Origin of the sequence: Halorussus caseinilyticus (assembly GCF_029338395.1) — an archaeon.
GTDB classification, from domain to species: domain Archaea; phylum Halobacteriota; class Halobacteria; order Halobacteriales; family Haladaptataceae; genus Halorussus; species Halorussus caseinilyticus.
The window spans coordinates 3,388,650-3,406,819 of sequence record NZ_CP119809.1 but is presented as its reverse complement, the minus strand read 5'-3'; the positions used below and the strand labels follow the sequence as shown (position 1 = coordinate 3,406,819).

Annotated in this window: 22 protein-coding genes and 2 tRNA genes; 12 read left to right on the top strand and 12 right to left on the bottom strand. The window is 63.3% G+C overall.

Features of this window, described 5'->3' with window-relative positions:
- Positions 1-155 precede the first annotated feature (155 nt).
- From P2T60_RS17220 to P2T60_RS17205, 4 genes are all read left to right on the top strand, one after another.
- Positions 156-425 carry a HalOD1 output domain-containing protein gene (locus tag P2T60_RS17220; protein ID WP_276280466.1) on the top strand — a complete coding sequence of 90 codons (270 nt, stop codon included), beginning with the start codon at positions 156-158 and terminating at the stop codon, positions 423-425.
- A gap of 69 nt (positions 426-494) precedes the next feature.
- Positions 495-1,070, top strand: a complete 576-nt coding sequence (locus P2T60_RS17215) for a 2Fe-2S iron-sulfur cluster-binding protein (RefSeq protein WP_276280464.1) — start codon at positions 495-497, stop codon at positions 1,068-1,070.
- Between the two features lie 91 nt (positions 1,071-1,161).
- Positions 1,162-2,601 (top strand): MATE family efflux transporter, encoded by a 1,440-nt coding sequence (locus P2T60_RS17210; RefSeq protein ID WP_276280463.1) that lies wholly within the window; start codon positions 1,162-1,164, stop codon positions 2,599-2,601.
- Positions 2,602-2,652: 51 nt separating this feature from the next.
- A tRNA-Arg gene (locus P2T60_RS17205) sits at positions 2,653-2,725 on the top strand.
- A 205-nt stretch (positions 2,726-2,930) separates the two neighbouring features.
- Here P2T60_RS17205 and P2T60_RS17200 read toward each other — a convergent pair.
- Genes P2T60_RS17200 through P2T60_RS17190 form a run of 3 tightly spaced genes read right to left on the bottom strand, consistent with a single transcriptional unit; the run spans position 2,931 to position 4,774 of the window.
- On the bottom strand, positions 2,931-3,587 hold the full coding sequence (locus P2T60_RS17200) for an HhH-GPD family protein (protein WP_276280462.1): 657 nt from the start codon (positions 3,585-3,587) through the stop codon (positions 2,931-2,933).
- A gap of 48 nt (positions 3,588-3,635) precedes the next feature.
- The gene (locus tag P2T60_RS17195) at positions 3,636-4,118 is read right to left on the bottom strand and encodes a DUF8154 family protein (RefSeq protein WP_276280460.1); all 483 of its coding nucleotides are present in this window, start codon (positions 4,116-4,118) and stop codon (positions 3,636-3,638) included.
- Complete coding sequence (locus P2T60_RS17190) at positions 4,115-4,774, bottom strand: nucleotidyltransferase domain-containing protein (RefSeq protein ID WP_276280459.1); 660 nt, start codon at positions 4,772-4,774, stop codon at positions 4,115-4,117. Before P2T60_RS17190 ends, P2T60_RS17195 begins: the two co-directional genes overlap by 4 nt.
- Positions 4,775-5,160: 386 nt before the next feature.
- Here P2T60_RS17190 and P2T60_RS17185 point away from each other — a divergent pair, with 386 nt between their 5' ends.
- On the top strand, positions 5,161-6,624 hold the full coding sequence (locus P2T60_RS17185; RefSeq protein WP_303657562.1) for an MATE family efflux transporter: 1,464 nt from the start codon (positions 5,161-5,163) through the stop codon (positions 6,622-6,624).
- A 1-nt stretch (position 6,625) separates the two neighbouring features.
- On the opposite strand, the gene P2T60_RS17180 is transcribed toward P2T60_RS17185, so the two are convergent.
- Both P2T60_RS17180 and P2T60_RS17175 read right to left on the bottom strand, forming a co-directional pair.
- Entirely contained in the window at positions 6,626-7,600 is a 975-nt protein-coding gene (locus P2T60_RS17180) for an ornithine cyclodeaminase family protein (RefSeq protein ID WP_276280458.1), read from the bottom strand.
- 404 nt (positions 7,601-8,004) lie between these two features.
- Complete coding sequence (locus tag P2T60_RS17175) at positions 8,005-8,319, bottom strand: DUF5789 family protein (protein WP_276280457.1); 315 nt, start codon at positions 8,317-8,319, stop codon at positions 8,005-8,007.
- Between the two features lie 355 nt (positions 8,320-8,674).
- On the opposite strand from P2T60_RS17175, the gene P2T60_RS17170 reads away from it, so the two are divergent.
- Positions 8,675-9,412, top strand: coding sequence for a creatininase family protein (locus tag P2T60_RS17170; RefSeq protein WP_276282227.1), 738 nt, complete (start codon positions 8,675-8,677; stop codon positions 9,410-9,412).
- 61 nt (positions 9,413-9,473) lie between these two features.
- Here P2T60_RS17170 and P2T60_RS17165 read toward each other — a convergent pair whose 3' ends face one another.
- Entirely contained in the window at positions 9,474-9,977 is a 504-nt protein-coding gene (locus tag P2T60_RS17165; RefSeq protein WP_276280456.1) for a DUF5790 family protein, read from the bottom strand.
- Between the two features lie 166 nt (positions 9,978-10,143).
- Here P2T60_RS17165 and P2T60_RS17160 point away from each other — a divergent pair, with 166 nt between their 5' ends.
- Both P2T60_RS17160 and P2T60_RS17155 read left to right on the top strand, forming a co-directional pair.
- Positions 10,144-10,545, top strand: a complete 402-nt coding sequence (locus P2T60_RS17160; RefSeq protein ID WP_276280455.1) for a CBS domain-containing protein — start codon at positions 10,144-10,146, stop codon at positions 10,543-10,545.
- Between the two features lie 444 nt (positions 10,546-10,989).
- Entirely contained in the window at positions 10,990-11,214 is a 225-nt protein-coding gene (locus tag P2T60_RS17155) for a hypothetical protein (protein ID WP_276280454.1), read from the top strand.
- Positions 11,215-11,257: 43 nt separating this feature from the next.
- Here P2T60_RS17155 and P2T60_RS17150 read toward each other — a convergent pair whose 3' ends face one another.
- Both P2T60_RS17150 and P2T60_RS17145 read right to left on the bottom strand, forming a co-directional pair.
- A complete protein-coding gene (locus P2T60_RS17150; RefSeq protein ID WP_276280453.1) occupies positions 11,258-12,715 on the bottom strand; it encodes a single-stranded DNA binding protein in 1,458 nt (485 codons plus the stop codon).
- Between the two features lie 167 nt (positions 12,716-12,882).
- Positions 12,883-13,443 (bottom strand): hypothetical protein, encoded by a 561-nt coding sequence (locus P2T60_RS17145; RefSeq protein ID WP_276280452.1) that lies wholly within the window; start codon positions 13,441-13,443, stop codon positions 12,883-12,885.
- Between the two features lie 130 nt (positions 13,444-13,573).
- Between P2T60_RS17145 and P2T60_RS17140 the strand changes: the two genes are divergently transcribed.
- Both P2T60_RS17140 and P2T60_RS17135 read left to right on the top strand, forming a co-directional pair.
- Positions 13,574-13,646, top strand: a tRNA-Arg gene (locus tag P2T60_RS17140).
- 93 nt (positions 13,647-13,739) lie between these two features.
- Positions 13,740-14,357, top strand: coding sequence for a DUF309 domain-containing protein (locus P2T60_RS17135; protein ID WP_276280451.1), 618 nt, complete (start codon positions 13,740-13,742; stop codon positions 14,355-14,357).
- 144 nt (positions 14,358-14,501) lie between these two features.
- Here P2T60_RS17135 and P2T60_RS17130 read toward each other — a convergent pair whose 3' ends face one another.
- From P2T60_RS17130 to P2T60_RS17120, 3 genes are all read right to left on the bottom strand, one after another.
- Entirely contained in the window at positions 14,502-15,368 is an 867-nt protein-coding gene (locus P2T60_RS17130) for a hypothetical protein (RefSeq protein WP_276280450.1), read from the bottom strand.
- A 100-nt stretch (positions 15,369-15,468) separates the two neighbouring features.
- On the bottom strand, positions 15,469-16,236 hold the full coding sequence (gene azf, locus P2T60_RS17125; protein WP_276280449.1) for an NAD-dependent glucose-6-phosphate dehydrogenase Azf: 768 nt from the start codon (positions 16,234-16,236) through the stop codon (positions 15,469-15,471).
- A gap of 52 nt (positions 16,237-16,288) precedes the next feature.
- Entirely contained in the window at positions 16,289-16,525 is a 237-nt protein-coding gene (locus tag P2T60_RS17120; protein ID WP_276280448.1) for a DUF8151 family protein, read from the bottom strand.
- 91 nt (positions 16,526-16,616) lie between these two features.
- On the opposite strand from P2T60_RS17120, the gene P2T60_RS17115 reads away from it, so the two are divergent.
- Entirely contained in the window at positions 16,617-16,844 is a 228-nt protein-coding gene (locus P2T60_RS17115; RefSeq protein ID WP_276280447.1) for a DUF7860 family protein, read from the top strand.
- An 8-nt stretch (positions 16,845-16,852) separates the two neighbouring features.
- On the opposite strand, the gene P2T60_RS17110 is transcribed toward P2T60_RS17115, so the two are convergent.
- Entirely contained in the window at positions 16,853-17,461 is a 609-nt protein-coding gene (locus tag P2T60_RS17110; protein WP_276280446.1) for a translation initiation factor IF-2 subunit beta, read from the bottom strand.
- A gap of 137 nt (positions 17,462-17,598) precedes the next feature.
- On the opposite strand from P2T60_RS17110, the gene P2T60_RS17105 reads away from it, so the two are divergent.
- Positions 17,599-18,036 carry a dihydroneopterin aldolase family protein gene (locus P2T60_RS17105; protein WP_276280445.1) on the top strand — a complete coding sequence of 146 codons (438 nt, stop codon included), beginning with the start codon at positions 17,599-17,601 and terminating at the stop codon, positions 18,034-18,036.
- The last annotated feature ends 134 nt before the right edge of the window (positions 18,037-18,170 follow it).

The following is an 18,170-nucleotide window of genomic DNA, read 5'->3' as shown; positions in this document are numbered from 1 at the left end:
TGAGTCGTGGCAACAACCCAACTTCTCAGGCGGCCTCCGAAGAGTCGGCAGTCGGTCCGACCGACCCGGCGACGACCGACGCTTCTCACACTGCACCGACCACTGCACGACCCGAACGAAGCGAGCGCGATTGGAGGGAGTCCCGAAACGATAGCATGGATTCGGAAGACGACGCCTACCGGACGACGTTCGACAGTTCCACGCCGCCGAGTATCGCCGTCGTCGAAGCACTCTCGACGGTCACGGGCGAGGGCCCGACGGAAGTCGGGCCGCTGTACTCGGCTATCGACCCCGACGCTCTCGACGCGCTGTTTCGAGGGGCGGGCGAGACGCCGGGCGACGGGCGGGTCACGTTCGTACTCGACGGGCACGCGGTGACGGTCCGGCGGAGTGGCGTGGTCGAGGTGCGGGACGCCGACGAGTAGCGGGTTCCCGTTTCGGGAGGGCGGCCAGTAATCACAATGCTGTTAAACCACCCTTCCGTAGTCCCGCGCATGGTAGACGCACTGGGTCTGGGACTCGGGCTGACGCTCGTCGTCATCGTGGTGGCGCTCCACTACTCGGAGGGCACCGAGTGGCGAACTCCCGACGACATCTCCCAAGAGGTCCTCGAACGCCGGGCCGAGACCGTGCCGGAAACCGACTTCCCCGAACCGATGAACCGCTCCATCGGCGGCGGTGGCGGTGCGGTCGCGGTCGGCGGTGGTGCCGAAGGCGAACTCGAAGGCGAGGACGAGGAAGAGGCCGGTTTCGACCCCGCCTCCATCTCCGACGACGAGGTGGAGTACTACGAAATCGAGTACGTCAACGAAGGCGAGACCATCGAAGTCGCCAACAACGAGAACCTGTTGGACGCTGGCGAAGACGAGGGATGGGACTTGCCCTACGCCTGTCGGCAGGGGCAGTGTCTCTCCTGCGGTGGGAAGGTCCAAGACGGCAACGCCAACGAATACGTCCAGCACAGCAACAACGAGACGCTCGGCGAAGACGAAGTTGAGAAGGGATACGTCCTGACGTGTACGGCGTACCCGACGGACGACTTCTCGCTCGAAACCAACGAGACACCCTAACAGTTCGCAACCGGGTGAGACTCTTTCACGAGGGACGGACTGCAATTTAAACCCGAAGCATTAAAATCCCAAGCAGTTCTGAGAATGAACAGTGGCATCGACGCAATCCGACGGTATCACTGATGGTGGGTTAGCGCGCCCTCTCTTCCACCTCGCGTGGCCAATCGTCGTCACGCAACTGTTGCAGGTGACGTACAACGTCGCCGATGCGTTCTGGTTGGGCCGGTACTCGGCCCACGCGGTCGGGGCAATTAGCCTCGCGTTCCCGATTATCTTCTTCCTCATCGCGTTCGGCGGCGGGTTTAACGTCGCGGGAAGCACCTTGGTCGCCCAGTACATGGGCGCAGACAGCGACGGGTCGGCGGGGAAAGTAGCGGGCCAGACGCTCGGATTCGTGGTCGCAATCGGCGTCGTCCTGAGCGTGGTCGGTCACTTCGGGTCCGGACCGATGCTCTCGCTGTTCCCCAGCAACGCCGCCACCGCCGCGCAGGTCGTCCCGTTGGCCGAGCAGTACATGGAGATATTCTTCCTCGGCCTGCCGTTCATGTTCGGCTTTCTGGCGTTCTCGGCGCTCCTGCGGGGGTATGGTGACACCCGGACGCCGATGCGCGTGATGGCGCTTTCGGTCGCGCTGAACGTGGTCTTGGACCCCATCCTCGTCTTCGGCGTCGGCCCGTTCGCCGAGATGGGCATCGAGGGTGCGGCCCTCGCAACGCTCATCGCTCGCGCAGTCGGTGGTCTCGTCGGCGTCTACGTGCTGTTTTTCGCGGACGCCGGACCGAACGTCAGACTCGACCACCTCGTCCCCGACCTCGATTACGTCCGGGACATCGTTCGCATCGGGATTCCGGCGGCCGTAGAGCAGTCGGCGGGTGCGCTGGCGATGCTGACGATTACGGTGATGATAGTGACGTTCGACCCGTCGGTCATCGCCGCCTACGGTCTGGGCAACCGCCTCATCTCGCTGGTCTTCCTCCCGGCGGTGGGTTTGGGCAAGGCGACCAACACGATGGTCGGCCAGAACCTCGGCGCGGACAACCCAGACCGGGCCGAGAGTGCGGTCAAACTCGCGGCGAACGTCGGTGCGGGCGTCATGTTCGTGTTGGCCGTCGTCGCCGCGGCGTTCCCCGAACCCATCGTCTCGGTGTTCATGGCGACCGGAACGGCGGAAGCGGCCGAAACCGTCGGACACGCCTCGCAGTACCTCCGGATTCGGACGGTCGAGTTCGCCTTTATCGGGGTCTTCCAAGTGTTAGTCGGGGCCTACCGCGGCGCGGGCAACACCAAGACCGCGATGGCGTTCTCGATGATAACGCTGTGGCTCATCCGCGTGCCGACCGTCTACTTCCTCGCGTTTGAGACGACCCTCGGCCCGACCGGAATCTGGATTGGCGTCGCACTCGGCCACGTCGTCGGGGCTATCGCCGCCGGAGCGTGGTTCACCCGCGGGACGTGGAAGAACGCCGTCATCGACGACGACAAACGGGTGTGCATGCCGACCGACGGCGACTCGACAGTGAGCGAAGACTAAACCTGCGGCTATCACAATCGTTAAGCCCGCGAGCGAAGTACGTCCGTATGAGGGCGGCTAGTTCAGCGGACAGAACGCTTGGTTCCGGACCAAGAGGCCATGGGTTCAAATCCCATGCCGCCCGCGTGAACACTTATATCCGTATTTCTACCGTCTTACGGCCTTATTCTACTGAATTGGCATTTTGTCTCCCTTTCTCTTCGTTCGGGAGTCGAACGGAAGCACCTCTCTCGTGCGGTCAAATCTCTCTGACTTGCCTGAGGATGTCCGACTTCTCGCTCGTTCGATACTCTCACCCCACGGATTTCAGAAACGGAAGGAGGGATCAGCTACGCTCCTTGTTCATGATATTCGCATAAATCGGCGAGCGGACAGTCTGAACACTTCGGGTTCGACGCCGTGCAGACTGCACTCCCGAAATCGATGAGCGCGTGCAGATAATCGCTACATCTCCCCGCCGGAGCGGACCGCTCGGCAAGGTCCCAGTTTTCGGCCGCGCTGGGTTCGTCGGCCGCGTCGAGTCCGAACACCCGCGATAGAACTCGCGCCACGTTCGTATCTACGGCGACGGCGTCTTTCCCGTGGGCGTGAGCGAGTACCGAGGCCGCAGTGTACTCGCCGACGCCGTGCAAGTCGAGTAATTCAGATTGCTCGTCCGGTACATTCCCGCCGTGCTGTTCGATAATGTCGTGCGATGCTTTCCGGAAGTACTTCGTTCGCTTCTGTGAGCCGAGCGGCTCTATCTCCTCGGTAATCTCTTTCTCGGAGACCGCGACTACCGATTCGGGGTCCGGAAACTTCTCGACGAACTCCTCGAATACCTCCTGCACCTGTTCGACGGACGTCTGCTGGAGCATGAGCTCGGCGACGAGTACCTCAAACGGTGACGCATCGTTCTCGCGCCAAGGGAGGTCGTGCCTTCCGTTATCGTCGTACCAAGTGAGTAAATTATCGACAAACGCGTCGTAGTTCTCGTGAGAGAACATGGTCCCCTCTAGTTTCCCCCTCACTTTTGAAATTAAGGGGGCGGCGTATTACCCGCAGAGGCAGTCCTGAGTCCGCGTCAACGCGACGACCTCCTCGTGAAGCGTCTCGGCGAGCGAGAAGACCGTCTCGGCGCGGTACTCGCCAGCGATGCCCGTCCGATAGTACGATTCCGACCGATTCTCGACCCAGAGCTTTTCGAGTCGGTCGGCGACGTCCTGCGTGAACAGTCCTGCACGGACGCCCTCGTCGTAGACCTCGGTGTGTCGCTGACCGGCAACGTCGTATCCCTTTTCCTCGACGTAGAACTGAATCGACCGCTCGATGGCGACGAACGACGCCTCGATGATGACGGTGAAGTGGCCATTACGGTCGAGGAGGAATCCCGCGGCGTCGAGGAGCCGACACGCCTTCCGTAACTGGAGAACCGACGAATCGGAGACGTACTCCAATCCGACCTCCGGATTTTCGGGCCTGCGCTGGAAGGCGTCCTCCGCCTCACCGAGTGCTTCCGCCAGTTCGTTCGAGGTCATTCCTCATCACCCCCGAATACGTCGCGCTTCACTCGGTCGAACGTCTCGGTTTCGTGCAAGGCAATCCCTTCTTTCAGAATCGGTTGGAGGTCATCCCCTCGATTGCGAGCACTTTCCTCCGACTCGACGAACACCTCGAACTCGTATCGCTGGCCGTCGATGGAGTCCGCTTCGAGGTCGCGCTTCACGTCCGAAATCGTCCGGCGCGCGGTCACCAGCTCGTCGTCGTTATCGACCAGCACGAACGCGTCGATGTCGCTCACCCGGTCGGCCTCGCCGCGAGCCACGCTTCCGAAGCAGACAATTCCCGCGACCGACGCCACCTCGTCGGTGACTTGCCCCACGAACGCGCGAAGCGGTTTCCGGAACTCGGCCTGTGGAATCTCCAGAAACGGGTCGTCGGCCTCGCGGAGTCGCGCCTCCTCGATTCGATAGAGGGTCTTCCGGCCGCTGTCGCGGCGGACGATTAGCCCGAGCGTTTCGAGCAGTGAGAGCGCCTTCGAGACGCTCGGTCCGCCGAATCCGGTGAGCTCCTGTAGCTCGCTGTTCGTGAACTCCTCGGTCGGATTCTGCGCCGCTATTTCGAGGATGTCGTCCATCGCCTCGTACCTGAAAATCTGGTCGTCGGGGAGGGGTAGTCGTATCTCGATGCGCATCTTTATTATATCTGATGTAATAGTTTACATCTCATATAATAGTTTACCCTCACTACGAACGGGATGTTGACTGAAAGGCGGTCAGAACTTCGATTGGAATAGGTATTCAGAAGCCCTCTACCACCAGAAATGAACTCGCCGTTCCGGGTCCGAACGAACGTCCATGCCGCCCGTGATTCTGCCGCGAGGGAAACACCGACAACTGACGAGTGGGGCGAAACCGTGGCCGTCGCGGAAGTCGGCGGCGAAAATGTCCTTCGGTAGCACGCCTCGGAAACTGATTTATGCAGGACGTAACTTAAAAGAACGATACGGCACTCGTCGTTTCCGCGAAGTCCACGCCGAATTACCAACCTTCAAAAATACCCGTTTCGTTTCGAAGTACCATGGACTCTACAGCCACCGAGGACACGATAACTCAGGGCGGACTCGTCCGCCCGATGTTCCGGCTCGCGTGGCCCATCGTCGTCATCCAGCTTCTACAGGTGACGTACAACATCGCCGACACGTTCTGGCTCGGACGCCTGTCGGCCGATGCGGTGGGCGCGCTGAGCCTCGCGTTTCCGCTCATCTTCCTCCTGCTCTCCATCGCGGGCGGGTTCACCACCGCGGGGTCCATCCTCGTCGCCCAGTACACCGGTGCAGACAGCGAAGGGTCGGCGGGGACCGTCGCGGGCCAGATTCTGTCGTTCGTCACGATACTAGCGGCGGCGCTCGCACTTCTGGGCTACGTCGTGACCGAACCGATGCTGGCAATACTCCCGAGTCAGAGCGCGACCACCGCCCAAATCATCCCGCTGGCCGAGCAGTACATGGAGGTGTTCTTCCTCGGCCTGCCGTTCCTGTTCGGCTTCTTCGTGTTCTCGGCACTGATGCGTGGCTACGGCGACACCCGGACCCCGATGCGGATAATGCTGGTCTCGGTCGCACTCAACGTCGTCCTCGACCCACTGCTCATCTTCGGCGTCGGCCCGTTCCCGCACCTCGGCATCGAGGGCGCGGCGCTGGCGACCATCTTCTCGCGGGGGGTCGCCAGCGCACTCGGTCTCTACGTCCTGTTCGTGACCCGTGCCGGGCCGAACGTCACCGTCGAGTCGCTGGTGCCCGACCTCGGTTACATCTGGGACATCGTTCGCATCGGCGTCCCCTCCGCGCTCGAACAGTCCACCAGCGCGCTGGCGATGGTGACGCTGACCGCGATGGTGGTCCAGTTCGCGCCGCCGGTCGTCTCGGCCTACGGTCTGGGCAACCGCCTCGTCTCGCTGGTCTTCCTGCCGACGATGGGTCTCGGCCGGGCGACCAACACGATGGTCGGCCAGAATCTCGGCGCGGACAAGGCCGACCGCGCGGAGCGCGCGGTGTGGATAGCCACCAAAGTCGGCGCGGGCGTGATGTTCGGGGTCGCGGTGATTGCCGCGCTCTTCCCGGAACCCATCGTCTCGGTGTTCATGGCAACGGGGACCGACGCCGCCCGCGAGACGGTCCGCCACGGGTCGGAGTACCTCCGGATTCGCTCGGTGGAGTTCACCTTCATGGCGGTCCTACAGGTCATGCTCGGGGCCTACCGCGGCGCGGGCAACACCAAGACCGCGATGGGCTTCTCGATGGTCGCGCTCTGGGTGGGCCGGGTGCCGACGGTCTACTACCTCGCGTTCGTCGCGGGCATGGGCGCGACCGGCATCTGGATAGGGATGGCGCTGGGCAACGTGGTCGGCGGTATCGCCGCCGCGCTCTGGTTCACCCGCGGGACGTGGAAGGAGACGGTCATCGACGAGGGAGAGACCCCCGGAGCGCCGACGCCGGGGGCCGGGTCCGCGGAGTCGGACGCCTCGGCGTCCGACGGGAAGTGACCTACAGCGACACCTCGGTCCCGACTCCCCGCTCTTCTGCCGCCTCGAAGACGTACTCGGCGGTCGCCGCGTCCAACGCCGCGGTCCCGACGCTCTCGACCACCAGAATCTCGTCGTCGGACTCGCGCCCGGACCTCCCCTCGAAGACTTCCGAGAGCGGGACTAACCCTTCCTCCCCGACGCCAGCCCCGCGGAGGTCGCCGATTTCGGCGACCTCCGCGGGCACGTCGGCGAAGACTCTGCTGGCGCGCTCGAACGTCTCGGCGTCCAACTCGCGCATCTCGGCGGTGTAGGCTCCGACCGCGACGACGAGCGTTCCGGGGTCGAGCGCCGCGCCGGGGAAGACCGGTTCGGTCGCCGTCGTCGCCGTGACAACCACGTTCGCGCCCGAGACGGCCTCCTCCGGGGAGTCGGCCGCTTTCGTTGGCACCCCCAACTCCTCGCGGAGGTCGGCGGCGCAGGACTCCTTCGAGTCGCTCGGCGAGTAGACCCGCACGGATTCGAGGTCGGTCGCGGCCGCGATTGCGCGCGCCTGCCAGCGCGCCTGCGTGCCCGCGCCGACGACTGCGAGGATGACGGGCGAGTCGGCCAACTCCGCGGCCGCGAGTCCGCCGATGCATCCGGTGCGCGCGCTGGTGACTCTCGTCCCCGCGAGGAAGGCCGCCGGAAGCCCCGTCTCGGCCTCGGTGAGCGCGATTTGGGCGTTGACGGTCGGCAGGTCCCGGTCGGCGTTGCCCTCGTGGACCCCGACCAACTTCGTCGCGTAGAAGCGCGCGCCGTGGAGGTACGCGGGCATCACGAGTCCGGTTCCGGCGGGGTCGGGTCCGGAGAGACCCGCACCGACCGGGAAGTGCGGCCGGTCGGGACGCTCGACTTCACCGCGGCCCTGCTTCAGGAACGCCTCGCGGACGACCGGAAGGAGGTCGTCGAGGGCGAGGCAGTCGGCGACCTGCGCGTCGGAGAGGATGCGAACCATGCTGGGTGGTTCGCACCCTCTGCGGTTAGGCGTTCCCCTGACGGCAGACCCATTGACAACGAAAGCACCCGACCAACCGCCAGCGAACGCTCGGCCAAACGGCCGACAGTGGCTCGACGGCCAAACAGCCGACAGGGTGGATAAAGGGGCCGCCCGGTCGCACAACGCGTGGTCGTCTCAGCGACCACTATCCGAGACGGTCTGCGGAGCGAAGCGACCCAGACCTCGGCAATCGCACACCCGCGGGGCGAAGCGAGCAGGAACGTCTGCCGATGAGCGAAGCGAGTCGAGGATATGTCGGCCAGCGACCGCGAGCGGGCGGGGGCTTTCTGGACCTTCGTCACTACGATTCTGGCGGTAACAGTGGCGTTGCGTAGCGGGGACTTTCCGAACGTGCTACACCTCTAGAACGACTCGTCCGTGTTCTCACCCTCGTTTCCGGCCCCTCTGTCGGAGTAGCCCCGCCGACCCACGGCCTCGCCGCCGACGCGGTTGAGGACCGTCTGTTTCACCTCGTCGGCGGACTCGAACTCCTCGTCGCCGCCCGTCACCAGCACCTCGCCGAACGACTCCGAGCCGTCCTCGGTGCCGATTTCGCGGTCGCCGTAGCGGTCGAGCAGTTCGTCGGCGGAGATGGGGTAGTCCTCGCTTTCGAGGTCGTCTTCGACGTTGCTGAAGTCGAGACCGAGCGTTCGGTCGTCGTCGCCGGAGTCACTCATGACGGGAGGTACGCCCGGAACCTGAATAAGGCGTGTGGCCCCTCCGTCGCGGACGATAAGCGTCTCGTGAATACTAGCAACAGGCTTGAGCCAATCACGACCGCGACCGCCGCCCCACAGCACCGCCGTCCCACAGCACCGCCGCCCCACAGCACCGCCGTCCCACAGCACCGCCGCCCCACAGCACCGCCGTCCCACAGCACCGCCGCCCCGTGCCTCCCCGCGCCGCGTTCGCGCGGAACCGCGCGAACGCGGCGCACGTCCCGTGGTCGGCGACACTTCACGACTCCGGACGGTCACCGTCTTTCCTTCCGAATCCCCCGGCTACAAGTCCGCGCTCGCCCTCTTTCCCGGCATGGACCTCTTCGACTCGACGTGGACTGACGCCGACGCCGCGGCGACCGACCTCGCGCTCCTGCCGGTCGGAAGCACCGAACAGCACGGCCCGCACGCGCCGCTGGGGACCGACGTGCTGACCGCCGAGGCGGTCGCCGAGGCGGGCGCGGCGGCTTACGACGACGAGGTAGTCGTCGCGCCAGCGATTCCGGTCGGCGTGGCCGAAGAACACCGCCAGTTCACCGGGACGCTGTGGGTCTCCGAATCGACGTTCCGGGACTACGTTCGAGAGACGGTCGCCAGCCTCGCCCACCACGGATGGGACCGAGTGGTTCTCGTGAACGGACACGGCGGCAACGTCGGCGCGCTCCGGGAAGTCGCGGGCACCATCGCGCGCTACGACGCGGCCTACGCCGTCCCGTTCACGTGGTTCGAGGCGGTCGGCGACCACAGCGACGAGATGGGCCACGGCGGACCGCTCGAAACCGCGATGCTCCGGCACGTCGCTCCGGACCTCGTGCGCGAAGAGCGAATCGAACAAGCCCGCGAGGGGGCCAGCGACGGCTGGGGCGAGTGGGTCAGCTACGCGAATCTGGCGTTCGACTCGGCGGAGTTCACGGAGAACGGTGTCGTCGGCGACCCCGCAGAGGGACCGCCCGAACGCGGCGAGGAGTTGCTGTCGTTGGCTGGCGAGGCACTGGTGTCGTTGCTGGAAGCCGTCGCGTCACGGGACGTGACGCTACCACCGCACAAGTAGCGAGCGGCGGTGCGGCGAATCGCGGCGAATCGCGGGTCGGCGGTCGGCCCGAGTCGGCGCGTTACTCCGCGGCCTCGGCTTCCTCGGCGTCGGCCGACTCGTCTTCAGCGTCTTCCTCGGCGTCGTCGGCTTCCGCCTCGTCGGTCTCGGCCCCCTCGTCAGCTTCCTCCGCTTCGGCTTGGATGTCCTCCAGCGCGTTCTTGAGACCGGGAATCGTGCTGGTGAGGTCGCCGACCTGCGCTTTGGCGCTCTCTACGTCCTCGATGGTCTCTTCGACGTGCCGGATTTCGGCTTCGAGGTCGTCGGCATCCTCGAAGGCGTCGGCGCGCTTGCCCATCGTGTACCACTTCTTGGCGTCTCGGAGGGCATCCTCGGCGTCTCCGGTGTCGAGCGCCGACCGAAGCGCGTTGAGCGCACCGAGGGTGTTGTCGGCATCGACGTTCCAGATTTCGTCGGCGTCGGGGAGCGCCGCGGCCGCCTCCCGGAGACTCGCCTCCACGTCCTCGCGGACCTCGCTGGCGGCCTCGCCGAACAGCTCGTCCTCGTCGAGTGTCGATTGGCTCATACGTCCCAGTTTGGCGCGATTCCTTTTAAAACCACGCCCGAAACCGGAAGTGAAACCCGACTACCCGCCGGGGTACCGTCGAGTCGAACCGAAAGCGACGACCCGACTCGTCGGCGGTCCTGTAACGGGGCGAATATTTATCAGCGACCGGAGGAAATGAAACGGTATGGAGGACATTTTTGTCGGACGACTCATGTCGTCTCCGGTCGAGACTGTCACGCCAGACACGCAGGTCCACGTCGCCGCCGAGCGAATGATAGACGAGGGCATCGGGTCGGTCATCGTGACCGACGAGAGCGGCGAGTTGGAAGGTATCCTCACCGCAACCGACTTCGTTCACCTCGCGGCCGAACAGCGAGACATCGACGCGACGGTGGAGAACTACATGACGACCGATGTGACGACGACCGACGCGAACACGGAAGTCCGTGACATCGCCGACCTGATGATAAAGGAGGGATTCCACCACGTCCCCGTCGTGGACGAGACGGAGGGCGTCGTCGGTATCGTCACGACGACGGACATCACCGCCTACATGTCCCACGTCCAGACCCCGAGTCCGTCGTAATCGGACGCGTCGGAGTCGGAACTTCGGACGCTCTGTTTCACCCGAACACCACGCGTACCGCGAATCGCCACCGACCGCGGGCGGTGCCGCGTTCGCGCGGTTCCGCGCGAACGCGGCGCGGTGGCGGTGCGGATGCAGTTGCGGTGCCGTGCGGATGCGGTGCGGTGCAGTGCAGTGCAGATGCGGACTGATTGGTTCAAGACGTAGCTAACCTGTCGTCGTCGTTCCCACCAGTCACCACTGTCACTCTCCCACCGCCGTCGTTTCTACTCCGCCGCCCCCGCCATCGACGTTGCCGACAGTCGGCACGCTCGAACGTCAAGACATATTTTCCGATGTTAAAGAAATAATTCTGATTCCTAAGAAAATATATGGAAGTCCAAGAGGCGGCGCTCTGCCCGACCCGCCAGCAGGTCTAAGGTTTTCGCAGACGAACTACGACGCGTGTCCGACGACAATCCTCACCAGCGAGACCGAGAGATGGCCGAGGAAAAGCGCGCACCCGGCGAGGAGTCCGACGAGGACGAAGCGGAGACCGAGGCCGAGCAAGCCCGCGAGGAGGAACTCGAAGACGAGACGCGCGTCGAAGCGGACGAGGCCCGCGAGGACGCCGCTGGCGAGCAGGAGAACGTAGACAGCCACCGCGACGAAGAACCGTTCGAGAGTTAGACCGCGTTTCCGGTCCGAGAGCGAGACGCGGCCGAAATCGGGACTAAAACACGTCTTCGGCGTCGAGGGTCCCGTCGTGTAACTCGCCGCGCGCCGTCACTTTCTGACCGAGGGTCACGTCGGCGCTCGAATCGACGCTGACCGTCTCTTGGCCGTCGTCCAGAATTATCGGGTCGCCCGCCTGTACGACGGTGCCCGTGAACTCGACGTATTCGCTAGCGTCGTTACTCGCGCCGTCGCTGGCGGACCCGGACGCCGCGGCGTCGGGTCCGCCGTCGTCTCCGTCGCCGCCGAACGCACCGAGACCGGCGCTACTTCCGCCGTCGTCGGCGCTATCGCCGCCGCTGGCGTTCTCGCTACTCCCGGCGTTCACACCGCCTGCGGCGGCGGCCTCGCCGAGGACGGTGACGGTAGACCGCCATCCGGCAGAGCCTTCGATGTCGTCTTGCCACCCGTCCTGAATCTCGATGTCGGCCAGCTGAACTTCGTCGCCGGGCGCGATGTCCTCGTCGGCCTTCTCGCCCCAGAGCGCGACCCGCAGGTCGCCGGTCTCGTCCTGCACCCGGATGTTCCGGACCTGCCCCTCAGAGCCGTCGTCGCGGTCGAACGTACGCTTCTCTTGGGTCTCGCGCACGACGCCGCCAACGTCCACCTCGTCGCCGATTTCGAGGTCCGCGATGTCGGCGGTGTCGGGGACGTACTCCACGTCCTCGTCTATCTCCTCGACCGCGCCGCGGTTGCCGACGTGGAGTTCCAGACTCCCGTCTCGCTCCCGGACGTAGCCGTCCACGACTTCGACGGAGACGCCGGGGGCGAACTCCTCGGCGTGTTCGGTTCGCTCGTCCCAGAGCGTCACCCGGATGCGACCGGTGGAGTCGCCGAGTTTGAGATTGGCGACTTTCCCCTCAGACCCGTCGTCGCGGTCGAACGTGCGCACGTCGTCGGTATCCAGCACCTTCCCGCGGAGGTTCACGTCCGAGAGACCGAGCGAGAGGTCCTCGACGCGGTAGGTGTCCCGAACCTGTACGTCCACGTCGGTCTCGTCGTCGGGTTCGGCCTTGTCCACGTTGACTTCGACGCCGTTGTACCCCTCCTTGGGTCGGCCCGCGACGCGGAGGGTGTCGCCGACTTCGAGTTCGTCGCTCCCGGCGTCGGCCTGCTTGTCCCAGAACGTGATGCGTATCGACCCGGTTTCGTCGGCGACTTCGACGTTGAGAACCCGGCCGTCCTCGCGGTCCTCGTCGTCGCGTTCGAAGGTCCGAACGTCGTCGACGCCGACGACCTTGGCGACGAACTTCACCTCCTCCATGCCCGGTTCGATGTCCGCGACGCTCTCTACCTCGCCACCCTCCTCGTCCATCTCGTGGGCGACGAGCATCGCGGCCGTCTCCTCGTCGGCGAGACCGCCCATCTGCTCGACTTTCTCCTCGACCACCTCGCGGAACTCCTCCAGAGATACGTCGGCGTCGAGGTCGGCGTAAACGTCCTCTATCGCGCCCATAATCGTATTCCACGGAAAGGGTGGCCCGCGCTTAAGCATTGTCTTTGCAGAGCGCGCACGGTCGCCTCGCTCTCGTCGGGCGGGATTCGCGCGCCTCTCGGTCCGGGGTTCGTGGCTGGTCGTCGGTGGGTCACGCCCCGAGTTGGTCGCGTCCCCGGCTATAAACTCTAGGCCGACTCTGCGCTGGCGACGGTCTCGGACTCGCCCATCGCTTCGTGGACGACGTTCACGGTAGCGGGCGGGTCGCCCTCGAACGAGAACGTCGCTTCGTACTCGATTGCCACGATGCACTGGGCGCAGGCGTCCGCGCCTTCCTTCTGCGCGGAGGCGACGGTCACTTCCAGCGTCCCCGTCTCGGGGTCGTAGCTCGCGTCGGCGAGTGTCGCCGTGTAGCACGCGTTCGACCCCGAAACTGTCCCGGTGACGACGGTCGTTCCGTTCCGGAACTCGACGCTCGCCTCGCTCTTCGGTTCGCCGCACCCGGCGCTCGTCACTTCGAAGGCGGTGTCGGTCAGCGTCGATTGGGCGTCCAGCGTGGTCGTGCCTTCGGTAGTGCGCTCGGGGGTAGTGGTCCGTCCGCCGTCGGTCGGTTGCCCGTCGTCGGTGGTCTCCGCTGTGGTCGTCTCACCGCCGTCCCCCGCGATGTCCTCGTACCGACTGAGACAGCCGCCGAGCGAACCGGCACCGAGAACGGCACCGAAACGCGCGAGCATCTCGCGTCGTTCCATACCGAGTACCACGACACGCCCTTTCAAAGACTTCACGGATGGAAAAATAGCGGTTTGAGTTTGGTCAACAGTACCATCCGCGCCGACAGACCGTAACCCCTATTAGTAGAACCGGCCTACGTAGAGATGAGTCCTGATAGGGTAGTGGACTATCCTCTTGGCTTGCGGAGCCAGGGACCGGAGTTCAAATCTCCGTCAGGACGTTTCTGCCGCGACGCAAACCCGCGAGAGTCTTCTCCGTCATCTCGACTCGAATCCCGAAGGAACTTCCCTCGCCGAACTCGAACCTCGAAGGGATGAGAGACCACCTCCGGGCCGGAGTCGCCATCTACAACGACGGCGAGTTTCACGCGGCCCACGACGCGTGGGAGGACCAGTGGCTCGAACTCGACGCCGGGACCGACGACGAGTGTTTCCTCCACGGTCTCATCCAGTTCACGGCCGCGGTCCACCACGCTCACGGCGCGAACTGGCCGGGCGTGAAGGGTCTCGCCGAGAGCGCGGTTCTCTACCTCGCGGACCTGCCCGACGACTACCGCGCGGTCAACGTCGGCGAGGTTCGGGCGTACCTCCGGCGGGTCGCCGCCGACCCCGAACACGTCGAACGCGCCGCGCCGCCCGAACTAACCCACGAGGACGTGGCGCTTCTGCCCGAGGACCTGCGCTTCGAGTCGGCCGCAGTCGCGGCCGACGTGCTGGCCGAGGAGTACGGCTACGACGAGGGCGTGATGGAGTCGGCCATCGCATACGCGCGAGACGACTTGAATAGTGAGCGCGCAACCAGCCAGTTCGTGACGTTCGTGATGGACTTCGCGCGGGACGCGGCGAATCGGGGCATCATCTTCCAGCGACTGGAGGGCGCGGTGGGCAAGCGCCGACACGAGGAAGAGGACGTGGAAGGGTTGTTCGACTGAAAACTTGTCGCTTGGTACTTTCTTTTATCGTCATTTTCCTCGGAGTATTTCTCAAATTCCCCCTGCAAAACCTTGCCGAGAATTAACTTGATCAACAGTTCTACCCCCAAGCAAAAATAAAATGTGATTTAACACGAAACGAAGTTAGGAACTGTAATCATCGTATCTTCCAATAAGGAAGTAAAGATATGCTCCAACTTGATGAATCAGTAGCGTGCAATACGCCCGATCATGGTAGGCGTGTCGCTGTTTTCTGTCGTATCCAACTTTGTTCACCATTTTTTCCAATGAATCAAGGAGGCTACCGAGCTCAGGTGCAGTAATTCCGTTTGCACTATACACATCGTGTTCGTTTAACAAATCGAGATACTTTGCATGACTCATGTCCCGGTCATCGGTCCATCTCTCTAAGTCTACACAAATAGTTTTCAGAACTTCTTCGATACTGTTGTAGAGCTTTTTCGGGATGAGTTCATCAAAGTCTCCAGCAAGGTACCTCTCAAAAGCATCATTGTAACCTTTCAGAGCATCACCCCATGGTTCCTCTTCGGCTAGAGCTTGAACTTTTTTGTCCATGCTTTCCATAGCTTCAGATTCAAGAGGCTGAAAACGAATAGTCCCTCTCCCATTCTCTATTTCCCACAGTAGACCTTCTGTAATCAATACGTCCTCAATTTTATTTCTTATTTCTTTTAAATCGCTTTTACTACAGGGGGAGTGGATACTAGATGTCCGGTTCCACCCTATCCGAAAATAATGTTCAATGTAAGATAAAGCAAGAACGGTGTCGGCATTGAACATGAATTCGTAATGCTCGGCTTTCTCGGAGGCTTCGGCAATAGTAGACATCCCTGCTTCATCAGCTAATTCGCTTAGTGCACTATTTGATAACTTATCTGAGATATTTGTGATGCTAGCTAATCGTTCGCGGCTTCTCTGGGTTAGCTCTGTATGTACCCTTGATTCAAATTCTCGTTCACGGGTGAAGAGAGAACGAAACTGGTCACTCATATCATCTCTGTCTTTTTAGACGGAAGTTAATGTTGTGGTTACTTGGGACATTGTAGGAGAGGTTTAACTCTTCATCAACTAGGGAAACCGAAAACTTCGCTTAGTCGCTCGTTGAACACTCCGCGTTCGGGAACTCCGCGGAGTTGTCCTGCGGGTCGTAGCCCAAGACCTCACGGGCGCGCTCGATGGAGTAGTACTTCCGGTCGTTGTCCGAGATGCCGTAGACGATTTCGAAGTCGTAGTCCGCTCGGATGCATCGGTCGAAGAGGTGGGCGCAGTCCCGGTGAGAGAGCCACATCGCCTGTCCGCGCTCGTAATCCTTCGGCGGGTGGTTCTTCGTCAGGTTGCCGATGCGGACGCAGACGACGCTCAGGTCGTGTTCGTCGTGGTAGTACCGACCCAGAACCTCGCCGGTCGCCTTGCTGACGCCGTAGAGGTTGCCGGGCCGGGGGAACTCGGAGCCGTCGAGTCGATACTCGTCGTGCGGGCGGTAGAGGTCTGGAGTGCGCTCGTCGGTTTCGTACGCGCCGACCGCGTGGTTCGAGGAGGCGAACGCCACCTTCTCGACGCCCTCCTCGACTGCGGCCTCCAAGACGTTGCGCGTGCCGTCGATGTTGTTGGTCAGAACGCTGTTCCACGGCGCTTCGGGACGGGGGTCGCCAGCGAGGTGTACGACCGCGCCGACGCCCTCCATCGCGTCGCGGACGGCCTCCTCGTCGGTGATGTCGGCGACGACGAACTCGTGGTCGGTGTCGCGGGTCGGCGGGTCCCGGTCGAGCAGTCGCCACTCGTACTCCCCCGAGAGGTCCGAGAGGATGGCCTGCCCGACGCGGCCTTCCGCGCCCGTAAGCAGGACTGGTTCGTCCATTCAACTGAACGGAGGGAAGCGGGTGATAAGTAAAGTGCGATTCGTCCGAACCTCACTCGTCGGCCGCGACTCGCGGAAGCAGTTTCTCCCGGCCGAGGTTCACCGCGAACGCCAACGCGACGAGACCCATGACCGCGAACCAACCCGCCAGCAGTCCCTCGCCGCCGAGGAGTCGCTGAAGGCTGTTGTACTCCGCGACGAGACCGAGCAACGACAGTGCGAGCGTTCCGAGCGCGTACGCGACGACGGCGAGGAGTTCGCCACCGAGTTCCGCCAGTAGTTCCTGCATCACGTCGGTAGAGGGATTCAGTATATAAATGCGTTTTGCGAACCGAGAAATTCGGGAACGTTTTTCTCGTCCGACGCAATACCACGAGCGCATGGGACGATACGGAGACCTGAACTACCAGTGGTGGGCCAAGACCGGATTCCTGCTGAGCATCGCGCTGTTCGCAATCGGCGCGGGTGCGGAACTCACCGCCGCGGCGATGCACGTCACGCTTCCCGCGTGGGAGAACGCGCTGTTCGTGGACATGGAGATAGTCGGGACACTCGGCGCGTTGCTCTCGCCGCTGGTGTTCGGCGTCATTCTGCCGCTGACCGAATAGAGAGAGAGTTAGGCCAGTCGCGCGAACGCCAGATTGCCGCTGATGTTCTTGATGTAGACTTGCACCACGTCGCCCTCTTGGGCACCGGGGACGAAGATGGTGTACTTGCCCTTCTCGGCCACGCCGTCACCCTTCCGGCCGGTGCCGGTAATCTTGACCTCGTAGGTGGCGCCCTCTTCGACGGCTTCGCGGTTCTGGTTCTGGGTCGAAGTCGAGCGTTTGGTGACCGGCCGGAACGCACCGCAGGCGTCACATCGGAGCATCAGGTTGCGGTTCTCCCGGACGAGGCGGGTGTCCGGCAGGCCACACTCCGAACAGAGGACGAACTCTTGGACGTAGCTTTCGAGCGCCGCGTCGAAGTCCGACCCGGAGAAGGTCCCGTTGTAGCGTGCGCGGCCGTCTTCGAGTTTCCCGTTGGTCCCGAGTTCGCGCTGGAGCGCGCTATGGATGTGTTCGGGGTCGCGGCTGAGCGCGTCGGCGATGTCGCTCAGGTTCGTGAGTCGCGTGAACGCGCCGTCCTTCTGCGCGGCGGCGTCGGGGTAGCTGAATCGCTCGCTCTGACCCTCGAAGTCGGGTGTGGCGTCCATCGCTCGGTCGAGGTTAGATGCGTAGTCCATAGGCGAATGAGGCGTCGGACACTAAAAGGCGTTCCGTGTTCTCCGGACGCACGACTCCGCGGGCGGACCGTCGGGGGACCGAGTGGACCGGCCCACGGACCGGGCGGCTTTTTTCGTCGGCCCGCGTCGGGTCAGACATGGACGCCAGCGACCCCGACGCCGACGCGACCGAACCCACCGACGGCGAGTTGGCCTGCTTCGAGGCGGGCATCAAGTTCGGCGCGCTCTACCACCAGTTCGCCGGGACGCCCGTCAGTCCCGAGAGCGCGCCGAGTCTCGAAACCGCCATCGAGGAGTCCATCGAGAACCAACCATTCTGCGAGGACGTGAGCGTCGAGATTCTGACCGAGAAGTTGGCCGCGGAAATCGACCACGTTCCCGCGAGCGATAGCGAGGGGGAACTCGGAGGAGGCAGTCTCGCCGAAGGCGAGGAAGCGTCCTCAGGTGGCTACACGGAACTCACGGGCCGGTTCCTCGAAGTCGAAATTCTCGTGGAGTACGAGGGCGTCGAAGTCCTCACCCGGATGGAGATGGAGGACGGCTATCCGCTGATGAAAGTCGAGTCGGTGGACTAATCATATATTTCTTAGAGGCCGAAAAGCCATTCTATAAGACATATTCGTATTGCTCTTCGCGCGTGACCACGGCGACGACGAGACCGACGGGAATCCGACGGCTTCGCGGCGCGGGCGCGGCCCCGAGTGACCGC

Excerpts from the sequence above, each read along its gene's own strand:
- P2T60_RS17220 (WP_276280466.1), top strand. The coding sequence starts at position 156 with ATGGATTCGGAAGACGACGCCTACCGGACGACGTTCGACAGTTCCACG.
- P2T60_RS17215 (WP_276280464.1), top strand. The coding sequence starts at position 495 with ATGGTAGACGCACTGGGTCTGGGACTCGGGCTGACGCTCGTCGTCATC.
- P2T60_RS17200 (WP_276280462.1), bottom strand. The coding sequence starts at position 3,587 with ATGTTCTCTCACGAGAACTACGACGCGTTTGTCGATAATTTACTCACT.
- P2T60_RS17195 (WP_276280460.1), bottom strand. The coding sequence starts at position 4,118 with ATGACCTCGAACGAACTGGCGGAAGCACTCGGTGAGGCGGAGGACGCC.
- P2T60_RS17190 (WP_276280459.1), bottom strand. The coding sequence starts at position 4,774 with ATGCGCATCGAGATACGACTACCCCTCCCCGACGACCAGATTTTCAGG.
- P2T60_RS17185 (WP_303657562.1), top strand. The coding sequence starts at position 5,161 with ATGGACTCTACAGCCACCGAGGACACGATAACTCAGGGCGGACTCGTC.
- P2T60_RS17180 (WP_276280458.1), bottom strand. The coding sequence starts at position 7,600 with ATGGTTCGCATCCTCTCCGACGCGCAGGTCGCCGACTGCCTCGCCCTC.
- P2T60_RS17175 (WP_276280457.1), bottom strand. The coding sequence starts at position 8,319 with ATGAGTGACTCCGGCGACGACGACCGAACGCTCGGTCTCGACTTCAGC.
- P2T60_RS17170 (WP_276282227.1), top strand. The coding sequence starts at position 8,675 with ATGGACCTCTTCGACTCGACGTGGACTGACGCCGACGCCGCGGCGACC.
- P2T60_RS17165 (WP_276280456.1), bottom strand. The coding sequence starts at position 9,977 with ATGAGCCAATCGACACTCGACGAGGACGAGCTGTTCGGCGAGGCCGCC.
- P2T60_RS17160 (WP_276280455.1), top strand. The coding sequence starts at position 10,144 with ATGGAGGACATTTTTGTCGGACGACTCATGTCGTCTCCGGTCGAGACT.
- P2T60_RS17150 (WP_276280453.1), bottom strand. The coding sequence starts at position 12,715 with ATGGGCGCGATAGAGGACGTTTACGCCGACCTCGACGCCGACGTATCT.
- P2T60_RS17145 (WP_276280452.1), bottom strand. The coding sequence starts at position 13,443 with ATGGAACGACGCGAGATGCTCGCGCGTTTCGGTGCCGTTCTCGGTGCC.
- P2T60_RS17135 (WP_276280451.1), top strand. The coding sequence starts at position 13,740 with ATGAGAGACCACCTCCGGGCCGGAGTCGCCATCTACAACGACGGCGAG.
- P2T60_RS17130 (WP_276280450.1), bottom strand. The coding sequence starts at position 15,368 with ATGAGTGACCAGTTTCGTTCTCTCTTCACCCGTGAACGAGAATTTGAA.
- azf (WP_276280449.1), bottom strand. The coding sequence starts at position 16,236 with ATGGACGAACCAGTCCTGCTTACGGGCGCGGAAGGCCGCGTCGGGCAG.
- P2T60_RS17120 (WP_276280448.1), bottom strand. The coding sequence starts at position 16,525 with ATGCAGGAACTACTGGCGGAACTCGGTGGCGAACTCCTCGCCGTCGTC.
- P2T60_RS17115 (WP_276280447.1), top strand. The coding sequence starts at position 16,617 with ATGGGACGATACGGAGACCTGAACTACCAGTGGTGGGCCAAGACCGGA.
- P2T60_RS17110 (WP_276280446.1), bottom strand. The coding sequence starts at position 17,461 with ATGGACTACGCATCTAACCTCGACCGAGCGATGGACGCCACACCCGAC.
- P2T60_RS17105 (WP_276280445.1), top strand. The coding sequence starts at position 17,599 with ATGGACGCCAGCGACCCCGACGCCGACGCGACCGAACCCACCGACGGC.